Annotated in this window: 14 protein-coding genes; 3 read left to right on the top strand and 11 right to left on the bottom strand. The window is 74.0% G+C overall.

Features of this window, described 5'->3' with window-relative positions; all coding sequences use genetic code 11:
• The first annotated feature begins 15 nt into the window (after nucleotides 1-15).
• Complete coding sequence (locus tag J2S44_RS37660) at nucleotides 16-2,343, top strand: discoidin domain-containing protein (RefSeq protein WP_310424475.1); 2,328 nt, start codon at nucleotides 16-18, stop codon at nucleotides 2,341-2,343.
• A gap of 42 nt (nucleotides 2,344-2,385) precedes the next feature.
• On the opposite strand, the gene J2S44_RS37655 is transcribed toward J2S44_RS37660, so the two are convergent.
• Genes J2S44_RS37655 through J2S44_RS37625 form a run of 7 tightly spaced genes read right to left on the bottom strand, consistent with a single transcriptional unit; the run spans nucleotide 2,386 to nucleotide 11,555 of the window.
• Nucleotides 2,386-2,988 (bottom strand): hypothetical protein, encoded by a 603-nt coding sequence (locus J2S44_RS37655; protein WP_310424473.1) that lies wholly within the window; start codon nucleotides 2,986-2,988, stop codon nucleotides 2,386-2,388.
• Entirely contained in the window at nucleotides 2,985-4,352 is a 1,368-nt protein-coding gene (locus J2S44_RS37650; RefSeq protein ID WP_310424471.1) for a hypothetical protein, read from the bottom strand. Before J2S44_RS37650 ends, J2S44_RS37655 begins: the two co-directional genes overlap by 4 nt.
• Nucleotides 4,349-5,146: an ATP-binding cassette domain-containing protein gene (locus J2S44_RS37645; RefSeq protein ID WP_310424469.1), complete on the bottom strand. Its 798-nt coding sequence runs from the start codon at nucleotides 5,144-5,146 to the stop codon at nucleotides 4,349-4,351. Before J2S44_RS37645 ends, J2S44_RS37650 begins: the two co-directional genes overlap by 4 nt.
• 31 nt (nucleotides 5,147-5,177) lie before the next feature.
• On the bottom strand, nucleotides 5,178-5,969 hold the full coding sequence (locus J2S44_RS37640; RefSeq protein WP_310424467.1) for a zf-HC2 domain-containing protein: 792 nt from the start codon (nucleotides 5,967-5,969) through the stop codon (nucleotides 5,178-5,180).
• A complete protein-coding gene (locus J2S44_RS37635) occupies nucleotides 5,966-6,514 on the bottom strand; it encodes an RNA polymerase sigma factor (protein ID WP_310424465.1) in 549 nt (182 codons plus the stop codon). The genes J2S44_RS37640 and J2S44_RS37635 overlap by 4 nt, the downstream gene beginning before the upstream one ends.
• Nucleotides 6,515-6,569: 55 nt before the next feature.
• Nucleotides 6,570-8,504: an acyl-CoA dehydrogenase family protein gene (locus J2S44_RS37630; protein WP_310424463.1), complete on the bottom strand. Its 1,935-nt coding sequence runs from the start codon at nucleotides 8,502-8,504 to the stop codon at nucleotides 6,570-6,572.
• 39 nt (nucleotides 8,505-8,543) lie between these two features.
• Nucleotides 8,544-11,555, bottom strand: coding sequence for a hypothetical protein (locus J2S44_RS37625; protein ID WP_310424461.1), 3,012 nt, complete (start codon nucleotides 11,553-11,555; stop codon nucleotides 8,544-8,546).
• A 262-nt stretch (nucleotides 11,556-11,817) separates the two neighbouring features.
• On the opposite strand from J2S44_RS37625, the gene J2S44_RS37620 reads away from it, so the two are divergent.
• Nucleotides 11,818-15,264: a S8 family peptidase gene (locus J2S44_RS37620; RefSeq protein WP_310424459.1), complete on the top strand. Its 3,447-nt coding sequence runs from the start codon at nucleotides 11,818-11,820 to the stop codon at nucleotides 15,262-15,264.
• A 154-nt stretch (nucleotides 15,265-15,418) separates the two neighbouring features.
• Here J2S44_RS37620 and pip read toward each other — a convergent pair whose 3' ends face one another.
• Together pip and J2S44_RS37610 are read right to left on the bottom strand one after the other, a co-directional pair.
• Entirely contained in the window at nucleotides 15,419-16,369 is a 951-nt protein-coding gene (gene pip, locus J2S44_RS37615; RefSeq protein WP_310424457.1) for a prolyl aminopeptidase, read from the bottom strand.
• Between the two features lie 137 nt (nucleotides 16,370-16,506).
• Nucleotides 16,507-17,835: a TolB family protein gene (locus J2S44_RS37610; protein ID WP_310424456.1), complete on the bottom strand. Its 1,329-nt coding sequence runs from the start codon at nucleotides 17,833-17,835 to the stop codon at nucleotides 16,507-16,509.
• Nucleotides 17,836-17,991: 156 nt separating this feature from the next.
• On the opposite strand from J2S44_RS37610, the gene J2S44_RS37605 reads away from it, so the two are divergent.
• The gene (locus J2S44_RS37605) at nucleotides 17,992-19,002 is read left to right on the top strand and encodes an iron-containing redox enzyme family protein (RefSeq protein WP_310424454.1); all 1,011 of its coding nucleotides are present in this window, start codon (nucleotides 17,992-17,994) and stop codon (nucleotides 19,000-19,002) included.
• Here the strand turns inward: J2S44_RS37605 and J2S44_RS37600 are convergent.
• Together J2S44_RS37600 and J2S44_RS37595 are read right to left on the bottom strand one after the other, a co-directional pair.
• On the bottom strand, nucleotides 18,974-19,186 hold the full coding sequence (locus tag J2S44_RS37600; protein WP_310424452.1) for a CDGSH iron-sulfur domain-containing protein: 213 nt from the start codon (nucleotides 19,184-19,186) through the stop codon (nucleotides 18,974-18,976). The genes J2S44_RS37605 and J2S44_RS37600 overlap by 29 nt on opposite strands.
• 38 nt (nucleotides 19,187-19,224) lie before the next feature.
• Complete coding sequence (locus J2S44_RS37595) at nucleotides 19,225-20,121, bottom strand: dioxygenase family protein (RefSeq protein ID WP_310424450.1); 897 nt, start codon at nucleotides 20,119-20,121, stop codon at nucleotides 19,225-19,227.
• Nucleotides 20,122-20,266 lie beyond the last annotated feature (145 nt).

Below are 20,266 nucleotides of genomic sequence, written 5' to 3'. Positions count from 1 at the left end.
ACTGGAGGCTCTTGAATGCACCCACCTCGATCCCTCGCCGGGTTCGCCGTCGCCGCGTCGGCCGCGGCCGTGCTGGTCGCGGTCGCGCCGGCCGCGCCCGCGGCCGCTGCGCCGTCCAACGACCCCACCTGCAACACGATCGTCAACGGCACCCCGGCCGGCGCGGCCGGCCAGTCCGCCACCGGTTACGTGCTGAACGTGGGCGGCGCCAGCGAGCTCGCCAACATCCACACGCCGGCCGGCCAGACGCAGGCCGCGTTCCCGTACATAGTCGGCGCGGACACGGTGACCGCGGACGGTACGCCGGTCCGCCGCCAGACCGCGAACTTCAGCCTCACCCCGGACGACGCCAACGCCACGCCGCGCGCGGGCCAGGTCACGTCCGTCGACGGCGCGCAGACGTTCCCGGCGAGCACGTACACGGAGGACGTGCTCGCCACCCCCGCGCTGGGCGGCGTCATGCGGCTGCGCAGCGGTGTGCTGCTCGGCTACAGCTTCAAGGCGCAGGCCGGCAAGCACAGTGGCCTGCAGGTCACCTACACCGCGTTCCGGTCCACCGACGACGGTGCGACCTGGACCGGCGAGGACGCGGTCTTCAACATGGTGTCCAACTCGCTCGGCACCCGGGTGGCCGGTCAGCCGCTGGAGCTGGCCGACGGCACGATCCTGGTCACCGTCTACGGCACGTTCAGCGACGGCGTCAGCGACCGGGTGCAGCTGATGGCCAGCACGGACGGCGGGCGCACGTTCACCCGGCGGTCGATCATCGCGAACGGCAACGCCACCAACGGTTACAACGAGACCGGCATCGCGCAGCTGCCGAACGGCAAGCTGATCGCGGTCATGCGCCACCACGTGCCGCAGAGCGACGGCCAGGTGCGCGGGCTCGGCACGCCGGTCTACACCACCTCGACCAACAACGGTACGACGTGGGCGGCGCTGGCGAACCTGAGCGTGTCGTTCCCGTACGGCTACGACCCGATCAACGACACGACCGGCGCGTTCACGGCCGTACAGCCGGATCTGAAGCTCATGCCGAACGGTGTGCTGGTGCTGCGCGGCGGCCGCCCGGACAACTGGGTGGCGATCTCCACGAACGGTGAGGGCACCGGCTGGGTCGGCCAGCTGACGTACCGGAACTGCCCGAGCGACGGCAACCGGGTGCACGGCTCGACCGGCTACGGCGGCATCGACTACGTCGCCGCGAACCGGGGCGTGGTGATCGGCGACAACTGCGAGCTGACCTGGGCGTGCGTGACCGCGGCGGAGACCGACTTCACGGTGGACAAGCGCACGAAGGTGTGGCGCCGCTGGTTCGACGTGCTCACGCCGGACGTCGGCCGGATCGACCTGGCCACGAAGTACCGGCAGGGCCACATCTCGGTCAGCACGGACCTGTCGGACAGCGTTCCCGGCCACCCGCGGGCGCGCGCCGACGGCGCGTTCGACGGCAGCACGGAGTACTGGTCGAGCGCGGTCAAGGCGAACGGCGGCGGCTCCTTCACGATCAACCTGGACCGGCAGTACCCGCTGACCAAGGTGGGTCTGGCGCTGCGCAACGGCCGCCCGGCGACCGGCCGCGTCTTCGTCTCGTCCGACCTGACGACGTGGACGCAGGTGGCGAACGCCGCGAACCGCACGCACCTGGCGATGGAGTACTTCACGCTGCCGGCCGGGACCAACGCCCGGTTCGTCCGGATCGACCTGGACGAGACCACCGGCTGCGACGCCGGCCTCGGCGACACGTGCGCGTTCCTGAACGAGGTCGAGCTCTACTCGGCGATCAACTCGTTCGAGAACGACCCGGTGAACAACCGGCCGCGTGGCTTCACCGGCATCGTGCAGAGCTGGCAGACGCAGCGCACGCCGGAGCTGGCCGACAACAGCAGTGCCTCCGCGCTGCGGATCATCGACACCAACCCGGAGGCGCACTCGCAGGTCAACTTCGACGGCCCGGCGAGTACGACCAAGCGGCTGGAGTTCCGGATCAAGCCGATCGAGCTCCACGGTCACCTGTTCGACGTGGTCGGCCGCAACTCCGCCGGCACGTCCGTCGCCGCGCATCACTTCGCGGTGCAGGCGAACGGCTCGCTGGCCCGCTACAACGGCACCGCGTGGGTGACGCTGACCCCGGCCGGCACGATCCCGGTCGACGCCTGGTCCACGATCGTCGTCACGGCGAACGTGAACACCGCGTCGATCGAGGTCAACGGCGAGGTGGTGGCGACGAACCTGCCGAGGTGGAACACCGCGACCACGCTGTACGGCTACAAGTTCGCCAGCTCCGGCACCGCGCCGGTCGGCGACAACTTCCTGATCGACGACGTGCTCTTCACGTCCTGACCCGCACCGGGCCCGGCACCACCCGGTGCCGGGCCCGGTCCCCTACTGCCCCACCGGCGCCTCGGACGCGGCGGGCGTCGGCCCGCCCCGGACCGCGTATGCGGTCAGGCCGGCGAGCAGCAGCACCACGGCCGTGACCGCGGCCGGCCGGTTGCCCGCCGGCTGCGTCATCCAGTACGCCACCTGCCGCCACGCCTGCCCACCCGGCGCACCGAGCGCCTGCACCGCCGCCACCACGACCGGCGCCTGCCAGCCGGGCCCGGCACCGAACAGCGCCGCCGCCAGCCCGGCCACGCCGGCCAGCCCGGCCACGTTCCGGACGATCTGCCCGGCCGGCCCGAAGTCCGCGCCGCCCAGCCGCGCCGCGTACAGCAGTCCCGTGACGACCGCGCCGCAGGCGATCAGGTGGGCGAGCCGGCGCGGCGGCCACGGCAGCGCGGCGGTCGCCTCCAGCGCCGCGTCGTTGCCGGCCAGCGTCGGCATCAGCGGCGCCAGGGCCAGCGCGACGGCCAGCACGGTGAGCACCGGGAACACCGGCCCCTCCGCGGCGAACAGCGCCCACACGGCCATGACCGACCCGACCGCGCCGACCGAGGTGAGCAGTGCGGCCGGGACGCGCCGGGCCCGCAGGTACCGGCCGGTCACGGCGTGGTCCCGGCGGTCAGCGGCGTCATCAGGTCCGGCTCGCACCGCCGCGCCGCGTCGCGTACCGCCGTGACCCGGGCCAGCTGTTCCGCCCGGGGCAGCGCGCGCAGCGCCCGCAGCCGCTCCCGGATCTCCGGCTGCAGCTCGTCCGAGAGCCAGTAGCCGAACGTCGGCAGCCAGACGCGGAAGTCGTCGGTGCCGAGCAGCCAGGCGCCGGTGACGGACATCGGCACCTGCGCGTTCTCGGCCGGTGGTCCGCAGGGCGAGAGGTAGGTCCCGCCGCCCATCACGATCCGCTGCGCCACCCCGGGATCCCGGCCGATGCTGGTGTCCGGGCCCAGCGCGACGTAGACGGTGCCGGGTTCGTCGTCCGGTGTGAACCGTCGCCACTGCGCCTCGCTGTGGTCGCCGACCGTGTCGAGCCGGACCTCGGCCACCCGGGTCGGCGCGCCGGGCAGCACCGCGAGCGCGTCGAGCGCGCGGCGTGCCTCCGATGCCACGTCGGGCAGCAGGTACCGGTGCACCTCGGTCACGCACACCTGCGGCAGGCCGTCCGCGCAGACCGGGCGCTGCGCGGCCGGGTCGATCCGCCACTTCGCGGCCGCGCCGGTCGGCACGATCAGCGCCATCCCGGCCAGCCCCGCGGCCAGTGCGGCGGCGGCACCGGCCCGCCCCGGCCAGGAGCGGCTCGCGATCAGCAGGAGCCCGGCCGTGATCAGTCCGGCCGCGAGCGCGAGCCGGGCGAGCAGCGCCGCGGTGGTCGGCGTCTCCCAGGGGGCGGCGGCGCCGGGCGTGATCGCGAGCGTCAGGTTGGACCTCAGGCCGTACCGGCCGTCGACCCGGACCGGCGGCACGACGAACAGCAGCACCAGCGTCCCGGCCCCGAGCAGCGGCGGCAGGATCGGCGACGACCAGAGCCGGCCGGCGCCGATCCCGATCCAGGTGGCCCCGGCGAGGATCAGCGCGCCGAGCAGCGGCATCAGGACGTCGTGGAGGCCGAGGTAGCCGTCGCCGGCCACGACCGCCACCAGGAGGGTCGCGGTGGCGAGCAGGAACGTGGCCGTGACCGTGCCGCCCAGCGCCGCGGTCGTCGGCAGGAACCGCTGCCAGCGCGGCCGGCCGGTGCTGGCCATCAGCTCCACGGTCCGGGTGCGCGCCTCGCGGCGCCCGAGGATCGCGCCGCAGGCCAGCACGAGCGGCACCGCCAGCGACAGGCCCACCATCAGCTCCTGGGCGGCCAGCGCCGAGGACGCCCGCCAGTACGGATAGGAGTTGCCGACGAGCAGCACGGTCGCGGCCGCCACCAGCAGCGCGGTCACGCGCGCGTTGGAGCGGCGCAGCTCGGTCCGGATCGGCGCGATCATCGGCCCGCCCGGTGCCGTGCGAGCAGCCGCGAGTAGCCGCGCTCGGCCGGGCTGTCGCCGGTGCCGCCGCCCTCGCCGAGCCGGGTCAGGTCGGCCGGCGTGCCCTGGAACACGTGCGTACCCTCGTTGATCACGACGACGTCGGTGCAGGCCGCGACCACGTCCTCGACCAGGTGGGTGGAGACCAGCACGCACGCGCCGGTGCCGAGGTCGCGCAGCAGCTCGCGGAACTCGACGCGCTGCTCCGGGTCGAGGCCGACGGTCGGCTCGTCGAGCAGCAGCAGCGCCGGGTCGTTGACGATCGCCTGGGCGATGCCGGCCCGCCGGAGCATGCCGCCGGACAGCGTCTTCAGCCGCGCGCCGGCCTTGCCGGTCAGCCCGACCCGGTCGATCGCGCGCTGCGCCGCGTCCGGGACCTCCGCGCGCGGCACCTCCCGCATCCAGGCCATGTACTCCACGTACTCGCGGACCGTGAACTTCGGGTAGTACCCGAACTGCTGCGGCAGGTAACCGAGCCGGCGCCGCATGCCGCGCAGCGCCCGGGCGCCCGCGGTGGCGTCCGTGCCGAGCAGCGACAGCGTGCCGCCGGCCGGCGCGACCACGGTGGCGAGCGCGCGCATCAGCGTGGTCTTGCCGGCCCCGTTCGGGCCGAGCAGGCCGTGCACGCCGACGCCGAGTCGCAGGTCGAGGCCGTTCACGGCGAGGTGCCGGCCGGCTTTCACGCGCAGGCCGGCGGCCTCCACGTCCCAGGCGTGCAGCCTGGGTTGCACTTCCTCCGCGCTGATCGCGCGCATGGTCGTCTCCTGAGGTCGGTCGGGTGGGAGGTCAGCGCCAGCTGCGCAGGCGCAGGAAACCGTCGGCGCGCACCAGCGCCAGCACGGTGCAGATCACGGCGGCGGCGGCCCAGCCGGGCACGCCTTCGGCGCGGATCACCGGGGGTACGTCCGCGGTGAGCACGGCCGGCACGATCACGGTGGCGGTCCAGGCGGCGGCCAGCACGCCGGCCGCCCGGGTCACGCCGATCCGGCCGCCGAGCCACAGCGTCGCGGACGTGCCGGTGATCGCGGGCAGCAGCCACAGCGCCGGTGACTCGCCGAGCAGCAGCCCGGCCGCGGTCAGCGTGGGCAGCGTGGCCGAGAGGACCAGGAGGGCACGGCGCAGCACCAGCTCCAGCCCGGCGCGCGGCATGCCGGCGAGCGTCTCCCACGCCGGGTCGGTGCGCCGGGACCAGGCGACCGCGAGCCCGCTCATCGGGGCGAGCGGCGCCACCAGCAGCACCGCGGACGGGAACTGCGGGTAGGCCCGGTCCAGCAGGAACGCGGCCAGCACCGCGGTCACCGCGGTGACCGCCCAGCCGAGCGGTGACCAGCCGGTCCACCGCCGCCACCGGCTCCGGCCCGGCGCGGGCTGCGGGCCGGTGCGCGCCTCGTGCAGCAGCGCGGTGCGGGTGGCCGCCAGCAGGTCCCGTACCGGTGGCGCGGCCCGGTCGGCGAGCCGGGCCCGGCAGGGCGCGCACGTGTCCAGGTGCGCCTCGACCCCCCAGGCCGCGACGTCGTCCAGGGCGGGATCACCGGCGGCGTAGGCGGCCAGCGCCGCGGCCGGGACGTGGGTGCTCATGACAGTGCCTCCCGCAGTGCGGCGCGGGCCCGGCGCGCGCGGCTCTTGACCGTGCCCTCGGGCAACCCGAGCAGCACCGACGTCTCCTTCACGGTGAGCCCGTCGAGCACCAACGCGCGCAGCACCGCGCGCAGCTCCGGAGCCAGGTCGGCCAGCGCGGCGCCGAGCTCGTCGCCGACCGTGCCGGCCAGCGCCTCCTCGTCCGCGCCCGGCGACACGTGCACCGGCAGCGTCGCCGCGGGCGTCTCCGGCCGGCGGGCCGCCCGGCGCAGCGCGTCGACGAGGCGCCGGGCCGCGATCGTCCACAGCCAGCCGGTCGCGCCGCCGTCACCGGCGGACACCGCGGCGAACGAGCCCGCGGCCCGCCACACCGTCAGGTACGTGTCCTGCAGCACCTCGGCGACCAGCTGCTCGTCCGCGCAGCGCCGCCGAAGCCGCAGGAACAGCCACGGCGACGTCCGCCGGTACAGCTCGTCGAACGCGGCCAGGTCCGCCCGCGCGATCCGCCGCAGCAGACCCGCCTCGTCGTCCTCGCTCGCTCTCACACCCGGTAGATCGCCGCGACCCCGGCGCGCGGATCACGCAGGACGGTGACGCCGGTCACATCTCGGCCTGCCGCCCCGGTTCCTCGCGCAGGATCGCCGCGTGCAGCCACGCGTCCGGGATGCCGAACGCGTCGACCAGCGTGGTCATCCGCGGGCGCAGCTCGTTCAGCAGGTCGTTGACGGCACCGGTGACCGCCTTCGCCCGCGCCGGGGTGAGCCGCTCGTGCTCCAGGAACCAGCCCTTGTCCGCCTCGATCGTGCTCAGCGCGTACAGGTCGCACACCTTCTCCAGCAGCTGCTTCGCGGCCGGGTCGGTGGTCTCCTCGATGCCGGCCACGAACGCCTCCAGGACGATCCGGTGCACGTGCGCCTGGGCCGCCTCCAGCACGTGGTCCTGCACGTCGTTGAAGATGTCGAACGGCCGGTCCCGCTTGGTCTCCGCGCCCCGGCGCAGCCGCCGGACCGCGCCCTCGAGCAGGTGCTTCTCCCGCTCCTCGAACATGTTCAGGTGCCAGCCGCGCTCGGTCAGCCCGACGCTCGCGTCGCCGCGCTTCGGCACCGCGTCGACCAGCCGGGTGATCAGCGTACGGGCCGCGGTGCGCTCGAGGACCATCTCGCGGACCTGCTCCGCCGCGAACGCGGCCTTGCCCCAGCCGTCCAGCGACCCGAACGCGTCCCGGTAACCGGTCAGCAGCCCCTTCCCGACCAGTTGCAGCAGGACCGTGTTGTCACCCTCGAACGTGGTGAACACGTCCGTGTCGGCCTTCAGCCCGGGCAGCCGGTTCTCCGCCAGGTAGCCGGCGCCGCCGCACGCCTCCCGGCACATCTGGATCGTCCGGGTCGCGTTCCACGTCTGCATCGCCTTCAGCCCGGCCGCGCGCGACTCCAGCTCGCGCTGCCGCCGGTCGTCCACCTCACCGGCGGTGAGCGCGTCGGACAGGTCCCGGACCAGCCGCTCCTGGGCGAACGTGTACGCGTAGGAGCGGGCCAGCGCGGTGAGCAGCTTGCGGCGGTGCGCGAGATAGTCGTTGAGCACCACCTCGCGGTCCGAGTCCGGCGCGGTGAACTGGCGGCGGGTCTCGCCGTACCGTACCGCGATGGTCAGGGCGTTCTTCGCCGCCGCGGAGGCCGACCCGCCCACGCTGACCCGGCCGCGGACCAGCGTGCCGAGCATGGTGAAGAAGCGCCGCGTGTCGTTCTCGATCGAGCTGGTGTACGTGCCGTCCGGCGCCACCTGGCCGTAGCGGTCGAGCAGCATCTCCCGGTCGACCCGCACGTGGTCGAACGAGATCCGCCCGTTGTCCACGCCGAGCAGACCCGCCTTCGCGCCCGCGTCCCCGATCGTCACGCCCGGCAGCGGCCGCCCGTCCTCGTCGCGGATCGGGACCAGGAACGCGTGCACGCCGTGCCGCCGCTCCCCCACGACCAGCTGCGCGAAGACGACCGCCATCCGCCCGTCCCGAGCCGCGTTGCCGATGTAGTCCTTGCGCGCGCCCTGGTACGGCGTGTGCAGGTCGAAGCTCTGGCTCGCCGGGTCGTAGACCGCGGTGGTGCGCAGCCGCTGCACGTCCGAGCCGTGCCCGGTCTCGGTCATCGCGAAGCAGCCCATGACGTCGCCGGAGATGATGCCGGGCAGCCAGGCCTCGTGGTGCCGCCGGGTGCCGAGCGAGAAGACCGCGCCCCCGAACAGCCCCCACTGCACGCCCGCCTTCACCATCAGCGACAGGTCGACCTGCGCCAGCGTCTCGGTCGCCACCATCGAGCCGCCCGGGTCGCCCGCACCGCCGAACTCCGCCGGGAACCCGGCGGCCACGCCGACCTCGGCCGGGATCTGCCGGACCAGCCGGCTGATCCGCTCCCGGGCCTGCTCACCGGTCTCCCCCGGCACGGTCACGAACCGGTCGTCCAGCTTGTCCCGCGCGGCCTGGCGCAGCGGCGCCCAGCGTCCGTCCAGCACCTCACGCACGCGGTTCGGCAGATCATCCGTCATACGTTCGATAGTGCCCCAAGATCGTGTCGCTCATGCCCGCTACCGCCCGGGATACCGGCGGTTCCCGAGCGGGGCCGGCAGCGCGAAAGCCGTCAGGGACGCGTACGCGCGGGTCTCACTGAGCAGCTCCCAGGCCAGGAACGGGTTGACCAGGAACGTCTGGCGCACCTGCGCCAGACGGTCGAGCAGCCGGCCGCCGTCGCCGTGCACCAGCCGGATCAGCGCGTCGGTCTCCTCGTCGGAGCCGGCCCGGAAGAGCTCCAGCAGCGTACGGCAGTAGTAGGCGTACCCGAGCAGTTCGACGGTGAGCCTGAGCAGCTCGCGGCCCCGGATCACGTCGTCCGCCGGCTCGCCGGCCATGACGGGCAGGGCCTCGGCGCGCGCGAGCCACCCCTCGTCGAGCAGACACGCCGAAGGCTCGCCGTGACCGCAGGTGTCCAGGTCGCGAAACATCCGCAGGACCGCGGAGACGGCGGGCTCCAGCATGATGGTGGTGATCGCGGCCGTCACCGCCTCCGTCTTGCCGAGCAGGTCGCGGTGCACCACGCGGTGGGCGACCGTGGCCAGTCGCGCCCGGTCGTCCTCGGCGAGCGCCAGCATCCGGGCGGTCGCCCGCAGCAGGTCGCGGGGCAGGCCGCCGGACTGGCAGTAGGCGAGTGCCGCGTACGGCACCGGTGCCCCGGTGATCCGGCTGCCGATCAGGTCGAAGCTCTCCGCGGCGGACAGGTGCGGTGCGCGGACCACCTCGTCGAACGCGCTGTCGAAGACGTCACGGAACGGCAGGCCGCGGCGTTCGAAGCTGCCGATCGCGTCCTCCGACATGGAGATCAGGAAGAAGCAGCGGTCGGCGTCCAGGATGCCCTTGATCTCGTTCAGGAAGTCCCGGGCCCGCTCCACCGACTCGATCTTGTCCAGTTCGTCGATCGCGACCAGCGCCGGCCCCCGGGACGGCAGCAGCCGCTTGATGCCGTCGACGAGATCGGGGACGCCCAGCGGGAGCGCCGCCTCACTGGTGCTGCCGGACACGCCGAGGTCCGCGCCGATCGGGAGCCAGGACGGTGCGGCCTTGAGCGCACCGGACCAGCCGGAGACCACGGTGGTCTGATAGTGGATCCGGGCCAGCGCCCGGGCGGCCGCCCGGCTCGCCTCGTCGCCGGGCGGCCCGGACGGGCGGTGTGATCGCAGCTGCCGGTACCGGTCGGTGCCGGCCCACAGCGCCGAGCCGGCCACGGCGGTCACCAGCGCACCCACAAGGACCGGTACGGGCGGGAGCGGCACGGTCGCCGGGAGAGCCAGCAGCAGGGCGCCGAGCACGGCGGCGGACACGTCGACGGCGGCGACCGCGATGACCGCGACCGTCCGCCGGGCGGCCGCCGACGATCGTGACGAGAGCGGTTCCCGCCGATCCGGCCGGGTCTCGCCGGGCCACCTGGCGCCGAGCCGGGACGGCCACACGCTGCCGCCCGCCGCGACGATCAGTAAGGTGACGCCGCCGAGCTGACGGGGCGTCAGGGATCCGGGCGGCGCCAGCGCGGTCACCAGGCCGCACAGCCCCGCGGTCGCGAGCCATCGCCCCGGTCCCGGAGGACGCCAGAGGTACGCGTCGCGCCTGAACCACGACCGCAGCGCCCACACCAGCAGCAGCGGCACGCACGCGGTGGCGGTGACGGTGAGACCGATCCCGGCCGGCCCGGCCGCCGGTGCGCGGAGTGCCGCGGTGACCGCCACCGTCGCGCCGAGCAGCGTCCCGACCAGCGGCGCGACGATCAGCGCGAGCAGGTTCCGGGAGCGGCGCGCGGCGGTGTCCGCAGTCCCCGCACGGCCGGCCGCCGGGTCGTCGGCGTCCCGGCTCATCACCTCGGCGCACACCCGCCCGTACAGGTGGAGCAGGAACTCCCGCGGCGCGTAGCCGGCCGGTGCGGGCAGCAGGATCCGGACGCCGCGCGTACCCCACCGGGCATAGGCGTCACCGAGCAACGTGCTCTTGCCGCAGCCGCGAGCGCCCGCCACTCCGATGCTCGCCCGGGCGGACCGGTCCGGGTCGAGCAGGTCGTGCAGTTCCCGGCGGGCGGCGGTACCGACCACGGTGCCGTCCGACGGCAGCCGGCGCAGCCCGCGCGAGTCGACATCGGTCAGCGGCCGGCGGATCTCCGACCGCTGCAGCTCCCGGTTCGCGCGGGCCCGCTCCTCCCGGCGGTTCGCCACCGCCAGTCGCAGCCGCGGCATCATCACCTCGTCGACCAGCGTCTGCCGCAGCCGCAACCGTGCCGGCTCCGGATCCGGTCGCGCGCGCATCCGGACGCGTTCCGCCTCGCACGGGCGCCACAGTTCGTCATCCGGAAGGTCCAGCGCCACGGCCAGATCGCCCCGGTCGGCGCCGCCGGCCGCCGCCTGCTCGCGCAGCGTCGTGTCGTTCATCGCGCGCAGCTTCGCCTCGCGTAGCAACTGGTGATCGTCCCAGGCGTCCACGACCGCGGCCTCGTCCGCCGGGGTACGGCAGACCAGCATGATCGCGTCGGGCCGTTCGGTGGACGACCGGAGCACGGTGTCGATCGCGCGCAGGATCGACACCGCGACGTCCGCGGCCGGCATCCCGAGCACCCCCGCACCCAGCAGCGGCAGCGCCACCCGCCGGCCGCCGCACCGAACCGCCAGGGCCAGTCCCGTCCCGGTGGCACGCCGCACGCCGTCGAGTGTCGGCGGGCCGTCGAGCGACGAGTCCTGGCCCTCGTGCACGCTCACCAGCACCGCGCGCCGCGCCGCGGTCCGCGGACCGGCCGCGAGCGGCGGCAGGTCGACCGCGATCGGCTCCCGCACCAGCGTGGTCAGGTCCAGCTGGGCCCAGCGCACGTCCCGGTACGCCCGCTGCAGCGCGTAGCCGAGCTCCCCGAAGCCACCGATCGGCCCGGCCGAGACGACGACCGTGTCCGGCCCGTCGAGCCATGGCGTGGCGGAGCGCAGCACCTGCACCGGCACGCCGTGCAACCGGCCGAGGTCACCGACCGGGCGGCGCCCGACATCGATGTTTCCCTCCGCCGACAGGTCCGCCACGATCCCGGATCCTCCCAGATCACCGGCGGCCGCGTGGACCCCTGTCGATGAGCCGACCGCCGCGGCGGTGCCGGGCGCGACCGGGCGAGCGCGGCGACCCGGCCGTCACCGCGGTCGACGCCGCCTCCGAGAAGCTGGTCGCACGGCCCTGACCTCCGTGTCCACATCGCGCCATGTCAACTTTGATCCACCATGACGAAACACAACGGTAAATATTGGACGACGATCATGCGTGCAGCGAATAACGCATGAAGGAGCCACCATGCTCGGTCGTCTGCTCGCCTCGGTCCTGATCGGGACCACGGCGATACCCGTGGTGGCCGCGCCCGCGGCCGCCGCACCGCAACCCGTCACCGCCGTGCCGGCCGGCCCGGCCGTGCACGCGCTCACGCTGGTCACCGGCGACACGGTCACGCTGACCGAGGCGGCGCCGGGGCGGTACGCGGCCGGTGTCACGCCCGCGCCCGGCCGGGAGACGCTCAGCTTCCACACGTACGAGGTGGACGGCAGTGTGCGGGTGGTCCCGGAGGACGCGATCCCGCTGATCGGCGCCGGGCGGGTCGACGCGGACCTGTTCGACGTGCAGCGCCTGATCGAGCAGGGCTACGGCGACGCGGAGTCGGACACGCTGCCGCTGATCGTGCGCGGTGGCGACGCCGGCCTGCGCACCGCGGGCACCGGACTGCGCAGCATCGGCGCCACCGCGGTCGCACCGGCGAAGGCCGCGCTGGCCGACTTCTGGAAGCGGTCCACCACCGCCCGCACGGCCGGCGAGACCACCGTCTACCTGGACGGCCGGGTGGCGGCCGCGCTGGACCGCAGCACCGCGCAGATCGGCGCGCCGGCCGCCTGGGCCGAGGGCCGGGACGGCACCGGCGTCACCGTCGCGGTGCTGGACACCGGCGTCGACGCGACCCACCCCGACCTGGCCGGGAAGATCGTCGAGGCGCGGAACTTCAGCGCCGGCCCGGACGCGGTCGACCGGCACGGGCACGGCACGCACGTCGCGTCCACGGTCGCCGGCTCCGGCGCCGCGTCCGGCGGCACCCGCCGGGGCGTGGCGCCGGGCGCGAGCCTGCTGATCGGCAAGGTGCTCGGCGACGACGGCTACGGCATGGAGTCGGACATCATCTCGGCCATGGAGTGGGCGGCCGGCTCCGGTGCCGCGGTCGTCAACATGAGCCTGGGCGGTGACCCGACCGACGGTCTGGACCCGATGAGCCTGGCCGTCAACGAGATCAGCGCGGACACCGGCACGCTGTTCGTGATCGCGGCCGGCAACGCCGGCGACAACGGCGACTCCACCGTGGGCACGCCGGGCAGCGCCGCGGCCGCGCTCACCGTCGGCGCGGTCGGCCGCGACGACCGGGTCGCGAGCTTCTCCAGCCGGGGCCCGCGCGCCGGCGACCTCGGCCTGAAGCCGGAGATCACCGCGCCGGGCGTGGCGATCGTGGCCGCGCGCGCGGCCGGGACCGCGATGGACTCGCCGGTGGACGCGCACTACACGGCCGCGTCCGGCACGTCGATGGCGACGCCGCACGTGGCCGGCGCGGCCGCGATCCTGAAGCAGCAGCACACCGGCTGGTCCGCCGAGCAGCTCAAGGCGGCGCTGGTCAGCACCGCGAAGCCGACGGCCGGCGAGACCGTGTGGACGCAGGGCGCGGGCCGGGTCGACCTGGCCCGGGCCACCACGCAGACGGTGACCGGCAGCCCGGTCGTGGACTTCGCGCGGCAGACCGTGGACAGCCCTGCCGCGACGCGGACCGTGACGTACGCCAACGCGGGCCCGGCCGCGGTCACGCTCACGCTGACACCGCCCGCGTTCGCCACCGCGCCGAAGACCGTGACCGTCCCGGCCGGCGGGACCGCCACGGCCACGGTCGGGGTCTCGTTCACGAGGATCGGCCGGCTCAGCGGCGTGCTGACCGCGACCGCGCCCGGTGGTGTCGTGGTCGGCACCGCGGTCGGCGCGGTCGTCGACGGCCCGGTCCACCAGGTCACGTTCAAGCCGCTGGACCGGGACGGCAAGCCCGCGTTCGTGACCGGCATGACCGTGTTCGGCAAGGACAGCCGGTTCGACGTCGTGCGCCCGGTGGACGCCGCCGGCGAGACGTTCGCGCTGCAGGAGGGCAGCTACGTGCTGACCGCGCAGGTGGCCCAGGACCAGGACTCGGACAACTTCGTGGTGATCCCGGAGCTCACCGTCACCGGCGACATGACGGTGCTGCTGGACGCGCGCAAGGGCACGCCGATCCGGATCGAGACACCGCGCACGGCCGTGCCGACGTCCACGATCAGCTTCTACTCGCACCGGGTCACCGCGGGCGGGCGGCAGATCACGAACGGTGTGATGCACTTCGCCGGCACGTCGACCATCTACGTGACGCCGACACCGGCCGTGCGCACCGGTGAGTTCGAGTTCTACTCACGCTGGCAGCTGGTCGCGCCGCAGGTGCAGGCGTCCGTGCCGGGCCTCGGCGCGATCGAGGCCTACCTGGCGAGCACGTCGCCGGCACCGGACGGGCGGCGCGTCCTCCCGCTGGCCGCGGCGAGCGCGAAGCACCTGCGCGGGACGGCGGTGCTGGTCGCCGACGACCACACCGACGACCTCTCCCGGTACGTCCGGGCCGGCGCGGCCGCGGTCGTCCTGATCCAGGAGAAGGGCGTCGACCCGCGCACCGGCTGGAACCCGACCGCGCCGGACCGGTTGCCGCTGCCCACGATCGCGGTGTCCTACGAGGACGGTCAGCGCATGCTGCGCGGACCGGCGTCGCTCGACCTCACGCTGACCACGTCCAGCCCGTACCTGTACGACGTCGTGCAGATCTCGAAGGACCGGATCCCGGACCGGATCACGCACCGGGTCACCACCGCGAACACCCAGCGGATCACGACCCGGTACGCGCACAACGGCGGCGAGAACTGGATCAAGGAGCAGCGGTTCGCCTGGCGGCCGTGGCAGACGTTCGCCTGGAACGACACGTCCCGGGCCGCGCGGACGCCGTCGGTGCGCGAGGAGTGGGTCTCCGCCGGCGACTCGCGGTGGCTGCACCGGGTCCACCACGCCTACCCGTGGGACTCGTTCGGCCCGCTGCAGACCGGCTTCGAGGGCCCGGTGGCCTCCTACCGGCCGGGCACCAGCGCGGAGACGTGGGCCGCGCCGGTGGTCCGCCCGGCCGACGTGGGCTCGTCCCGCGACGGTGACGTGCTGCGGTTGCGGGTGGCCGAGTTCGTCGACGGCGACGGCCACTACACGAGCGCCTACCCGGGCGAGTCCACGGCCGCGCTGTGGCGGGACGGCGTCAAGGTCGCCGACCTGGTCAACGGCAACCAGAACGTGACCACGACCGCCGCGCGGGCCGCCTACCGGCTCACCGTCACCACGGCCCGCGACGACGAGGACTGGCGGTTCGGCACCCGCACGGAGACCGAGTGGGGCTTCACGTCCGCGACCGGCACCGGTGACCTGCCGTTGCTCGGCGTCGACTACGACCCGGGCCTGCTCGGCGTCCGACTCGACTTCACCGGGCGGCTGTCGTCGCTGAAGGTCGAGTTCTCCACGGACGAGGGCCGCACCTGGCTCCGGACCGTGACGATCGGCGAACTCGCGCTGGTACCGCGCGGCGGCGACGAGCCGGTCTCGCTGCGCGTCACCGCCCGCGACACCGCGGGGAACACGCTCACCCAGACCGTGATCCGCGCCTTCTGACCCGCTTCCACCCTCGCGAGAGCCGGGCACCCGCACCCAGCGGGCCGCCCGGCTCTCGCCCGCTCACGGCCCGGCCCGCCGCCTGATCATCACCCGGCTCGCCGCCCGATCACGGGCCGGCTCGCCGCCCGATCACGGACCGGCCGGTGCCCCGTCAGGCGGCGAACCGGTCGAGTGTGTCCATCACCCGCGCGCGTGCCTCCGCGGACCCGACGTGACCGGCGTTCTCCACGATCTGCAGTTCGGCGCCGGGCCAGGCCCTGTGCAGTTCCCACGCGGTGTGCAGCGGCCCGCCCAGGTCCAGCCGCCCGTGGATGAGCACGCCGGGAATACCGGCCAGCCGGCCCGCGTCCCGGATCAGCTGGCCCTCGGCCAGCCAGGCACCGTGCGCGAAGTAATGCGCGCAGATCCGCACGAACGCGATCCGGTCCGCCGGCGGCCGCTCGCTGTAGATGTTCTTCGCGTCGCCCGGCTCACCGGACAGCACCGCGTCCTCCCAGGCACACCAGTCGAGCGTGGCCTTCTCCCGTACCGTGGGATCGGGGTCCTCGGTCAGCCGCGCGTACGCGGCGACCACGTCGTCGTCGCCCCCACCGGCGTCCCGGAACCGTTCCCACTGCTCGGGATAGAACCGGCCGACGCCCCGATACAACCAGTCGATCTCCGAGCGCCGGGTGGTGGTGACCGCCGCGATGACGATCTCCGACACCCGCTCCGGGTGCGCCTGCGCGTAGGCCAGTGCCAGCGTCGACCCCCACGAGCCGCCGTGCAGCAGCCAGCGGTCGACGCCGAGGTGCGCGCGCAGCAACTCGATGTCCGCGATCAGGTGCGCGGTCGTGTTGTGCCGCATGTCCGTGGCCGGGTCGGACGCGTGCGGCGTGCTGCGCCCGCACCCACGCTGGTCGAACAGCACGATCCGGTAGCGCTCCGGGTCGAACGGCCGGCGCCAGCCCTCCCCCGCCCCGGACCCCGGGCCGCCGTGCACGACCAGCGCCGGCTTGCCCTCCGGATTCCCGCAGACCTCCCAGTGGACGTGGTTCCCGTCGCCGACGTCGAGCATTCCGCTCGCGTACGGCTCGATCGGCGGATACAGATCTCGTGTCACCCGCGGATCCTCTCAACACCGACCCCGGAAAAGCCGTTGGTTTTCCCGCTTCCGGCGTGGCCGGCTGCCGCATGCTCCCGCGGGCACCGGTCGTCGCCGGCGCTCCTCCCTGCACGTCCCGGCCCACTCACCACAGGTCACCGGGCCGGTGACCCGCCGGCCGCGCCACAGACCCCGTCGCGGGCGTACGCGTCCGTGTTCCAGTTCGCGTCGCCCGGTGCGATCTCCGCCGACGAGGAGACGAACGCGACCGTGCCGCCGTCCGCGGTGATGTCGCTGCCGTAGGAGTCGGAGTCCAGGTCGCCGCCGGTGTAGGAGGTGCTCACCCGGACCGTCGTCCCGGCCGCCCGGTCCCGCACGAACACGTCGAAGTCGGCGCCGGTCTCCGCGCCCGGGACCAGCGTGGCGGCCCGCGAGGTGAACAGCACGCACCGGCCGTCCGCGCTGAGGGCGTCCGGCAGGCTCCAGCCGCCGGCGGGCGCGCCGGACGGCGTACCGCTGATCAGCTCGGTCGTGCCCGCGACCAGGTCCCGCAGGTACACGTCCGGGTCGTCGTCGGTGTCGCCGGGCACGACACCGGTCGAGGTGGTGCCGAACGTGACGTACCGTCCGTCGCCGCTCAGGATCGGGCTCATCACGTCCGCGACCGGCGCGCCGGCGGAGTCGAGGGAGGCCCGGACCGTGGTGCCGGTCCACCGGTCCCGGACGAAGTATCCGGCGCCGCCGCCGTCCGCGACCAGGTCGGTGGCGAACGACTGGAAGCCTACGTAGCGGCCGTCGTCGCTGACCCGCGGCGCGACGCTGCTGCTGTCGCCGGTCCCGCCGCCCGGCGCCACGCTGACCAGCTCGGTCGTGCCGGTCTCCCGGTCGTGCAGGTAGACATCCGGGTACCGCGGCCCGTTCCGGTCCACCACGCCCATGTTGGTCGCCGGCGACTCGTATGCCACGAACCGCCCGTCCGCGCTGATCGCCGGCGCGGCCGCGTGCGCGTTCGGTTCCGCGCCGGCCGGCGTCAGCGTGACCCGGCCGGTCACGCCGGTCAGCCGGTCCCGCACGAAGAGGTCCTTCCGGCGGTTCGTGTCACCGGGCACGATCCCGGCATCGAGCGTGCGAAACAGCAGGTGCCGCCCGTCGCCGCTGATCACCGGCAGGTCGGCGGCCTCGGCCGGCTCGGTGCCGTCGTGCCGGAACGCGACCCGGTCGGTGGTGCCGAGCGCGCGGTCGCGGAGGAACACGTCCGCGACCTCGTTCGTGTCGCCGGGCACCAGGCCGGGCGCGTAACTGTCGAACACCGCGAACCGGCCGTCGTCGCTGATCGACGCCGGCTCGCTCGGCTCCGGGGTCCCGACGCCGGCGCTCGTCACGTTGAGCCGTTCACTGGCGCCCGGGGCCGCGTGGGCCGGGCCGGGCGCCATCACCGCCAACGGCACCGTCGCGCAGGCGGCCACGATCCAGCGGACCTTCATCGCGTCTCCGATCGTCGGGCGTCGATTGCCGCTCCACAGTAGAACCAACGACGATCACGATCTGTCGGGTTGCCGATTCCAGAGCGTGATCGTTTAGTCGGCACGGACCGGGGAATTCGCGACGCGACCTGCGCAAACGGTTATGAAGGAGTAGCGATGAAGCTGCCGATCCCCCGCGGCCCGCTCAGCGAGCACCTGGTCGACGCGCTCACCCGCGACCCGCACGATCTGGGCATGCCGCCGGTGCCGGAGACGGTCGCGTTCACCGACGAGGACGCGCAGCTGGCCCTGTTCATCGCGTACGAGCTGCACTTCCGCGGCTGGGACGGGGTGGACGAGCGCTGGGAGTGGGAGCCGTCGCTGCTGCGCCTGCGGGCCGCGCTGGAGGCGCCGTTCGAGCGCGCACTGCGGGACCTGACCGGCCCGCTGCCGGAGACCGCACCGGCCGACGTCGCGCACGCGCTGACCGACGTGGTGGACGCGGACGACGGGCCGTCGCTGGCCAAGCACCTGCAGAAGGGGTCGAGCCTGGCGGAGTTCCGCGAGTTCGTGGCGCATCGCGCGGTCTACCACCTGCGCGAGGCGGACCCGCACAGCTTCGCCATCCCGCGGCTCGGCGGGCGGGCCAAGGCCGCGCTGATCGAGATCCAGGCCGACGAGTACGGGCAGGGGCGCGAGGAGCGCATGCACGCCACGCTGTTCGCGAACACGATGGCCGCGCTCGGACTGGACACCACCTACGGCGCGTACGTCGACGCGGTGCCCGCGGTCACGCTCGCGACGAACAACACGATGTCGCTGTTCGGCCTGCACCGGCGGCTGCGCGGCGCGATCATCGGGCACCTGGCCGTGTTCGAGATGACCTCGTCACTGCCCAACCGGCGGTACGGCAACGGGCTGCGGCGCCTCGGCTTCGGCCCGGAGGCCACGTTCTTCTACGACGAGCACGTGGAGGCGGACGCGGTGCACGAGCAGATCGCGGCGACCGACCTGGCCGGTGGCTTCTGCGCGGCCGAGCCACAGCTGACCGGCGACGTGCTGTTCGGCGCCGCGGCCTGTCTCGCGGTGGACGCGCTGTGGGCCGGCCACCTGCTGGACGCGTGGGCGGAGGGCCGCAGCTCCCTCCGCCCGGGCACGATCAGTGCTCCCGGCCTGTTCCTGCCGTGAAGCCGACCACCTTGTGCGTACCGTCGCAGAAGGGTTTGATCGCGGACCGGCCGCAGCGGCACAGCGCCACCGTGGACCGGCCCGCGTCGATCAGTTCCCCGTCCGGCGTCATCAGTTCGAAGTCGCCGCGCACCAGCAGCGGCCCGTCCTCGTAGGGCGTGATCCGCGCCTTGTGATCCGTCATGATCGCCCGGTTTCCCCGGCGCCATCAGCGCAAACCCGTCAGGCCGCCTGGAGGGACCGCTTGGCCAGCCCGATGCTGTAGCCGTCGATCACCGAGGTCGGCGGCGCGGCCGGGTCGGTGGCGGCACCGAGCGTGACGAACAGCGGCGTGAAGTGCTCGACCGTGGGATGCGCGTACGGCATGCCGGGCGCCCGGTCGCGGAACGCGGCCAGCGCGTCGACGTCGCCGCGGCCGAGCGCCTCGACGGCCCACGTGTCGAAGTCCGAGGACCAGCCGGGCACCGCGTCCGGCCGGCTCCAGTCGACGAACGGCAGTCCGTGCGTCATGTAACCGGAGCCGATCACCAGCACGCCGGACTCGCGCAGCGTACGCAGGCGGCGGCCGAGGTCCAGCAGGCGGTCCGGGTCGTGGGTGGGCATGCTCAGCTGCAGCACCGGGAGGTCCGCCTCCGGATACATGATCTTCAGCGGCACCCAGGCGCCGTGGTCCAGCCCGCGGCCACGGTGCTCGTGCACCGGCTCGGTGTCCGGCATCAACCCGGCGACGGCCCGGGCCAGGCGGCCGGCGGACGGGGTGTCGTAGCGCATCCGGTAGTACATCGGGTGGAAGCCGCCGAAGTCGTAGACCAGCTCGGTGGCCTGCGTGCTGCTCACGCTGAGCGGCGCCGACTCCCAGTGCGCGGACACGATCACGACGCCCTTCGGGCGGGGCAGCGACCGCGCCCAGTCGTGCAGCTGGGTCATCCACTCGGTCATCTCGAACAGCATCGGGGCACCGTGGCTGATGTACAGGCTGGGCAGCGGCCCGTCGGCCTCGGTCCAGCCGCGGTGCGCCTCCGCACCGCCGAGCGCGGCGGCACGGCGCAGGTGCGCGGCGAACGGGTGCCCCGCGGGGATGTGGGCGTCGGCCGCCGCGGTCGTGCTGAGCGGGGTCATACGGACTCCTTAGTTGTACCTACAACTTGCACCCTACCGGACACTAAGTTGTAGCGTCAACCAATAGCCGTCACTCTCCGCAATTGCCGCCCTACCGACGCCGCCCGGCCTCGACGGCCAGGACAGCCGGCCGCCGGACCACCTC

This window comes from Catenuloplanes niger, assembly GCF_031458255.1.
Lineage (GTDB): Bacteria > Actinomycetota > Actinomycetes > Mycobacteriales > Micromonosporaceae > Catenuloplanes > Catenuloplanes niger.
Note: the sequence above shows the minus strand (reverse complement) of the source record. Positions and strands in the feature narration are given on the sequence as shown.

Excerpts from the sequence above, each read along its gene's own strand:
- J2S44_RS37660 (WP_310424475.1), top strand. The coding sequence starts at position 16 with ATGCACCCACCTCGATCCCTCGCCGGGTTCGCCGTCGCCGCGTCGGCC.
- J2S44_RS37650 (WP_310424471.1), bottom strand. The coding sequence starts at position 4,352 with ATGATCGCGCCGATCCGGACCGAGCTGCGCCGCTCCAACGCGCGCGTG.
- J2S44_RS37645 (WP_310424469.1), bottom strand. The coding sequence starts at position 5,146 with ATGCGCGCGATCAGCGCGGAGGAAGTGCAACCCAGGCTGCACGCCTGG.
- J2S44_RS37640 (WP_310424467.1), bottom strand. The coding sequence starts at position 5,969 with ATGAGCACCCACGTCCCGGCCGCGGCGCTGGCCGCCTACGCCGCCGGT.
- J2S44_RS37630 (WP_310424463.1), bottom strand. The coding sequence starts at position 8,504 with ATGACGGATGATCTGCCGAACCGCGTGCGTGAGGTGCTGGACGGACGC.
- J2S44_RS37620 (WP_310424459.1), top strand. The coding sequence starts at position 11,818 with ATGCTCGGTCGTCTGCTCGCCTCGGTCCTGATCGGGACCACGGCGATA.
- J2S44_RS37610 (WP_310424456.1), bottom strand. The coding sequence starts at position 17,835 with ATGAAGGTCCGCTGGATCGTGGCCGCCTGCGCGACGGTGCCGTTGGCG.
- J2S44_RS37605 (WP_310424454.1), top strand. The coding sequence starts at position 17,992 with ATGAAGCTGCCGATCCCCCGCGGCCCGCTCAGCGAGCACCTGGTCGAC.
- J2S44_RS37600 (WP_310424452.1), bottom strand. The coding sequence starts at position 19,186 with ATGACGGATCACAAGGCGCGGATCACGCCCTACGAGGACGGGCCGCTG.
- J2S44_RS37595 (WP_310424450.1), bottom strand. The coding sequence starts at position 20,121 with ATGACCCCGCTCAGCACGACCGCGGCGGCCGACGCCCACATCCCCGCG.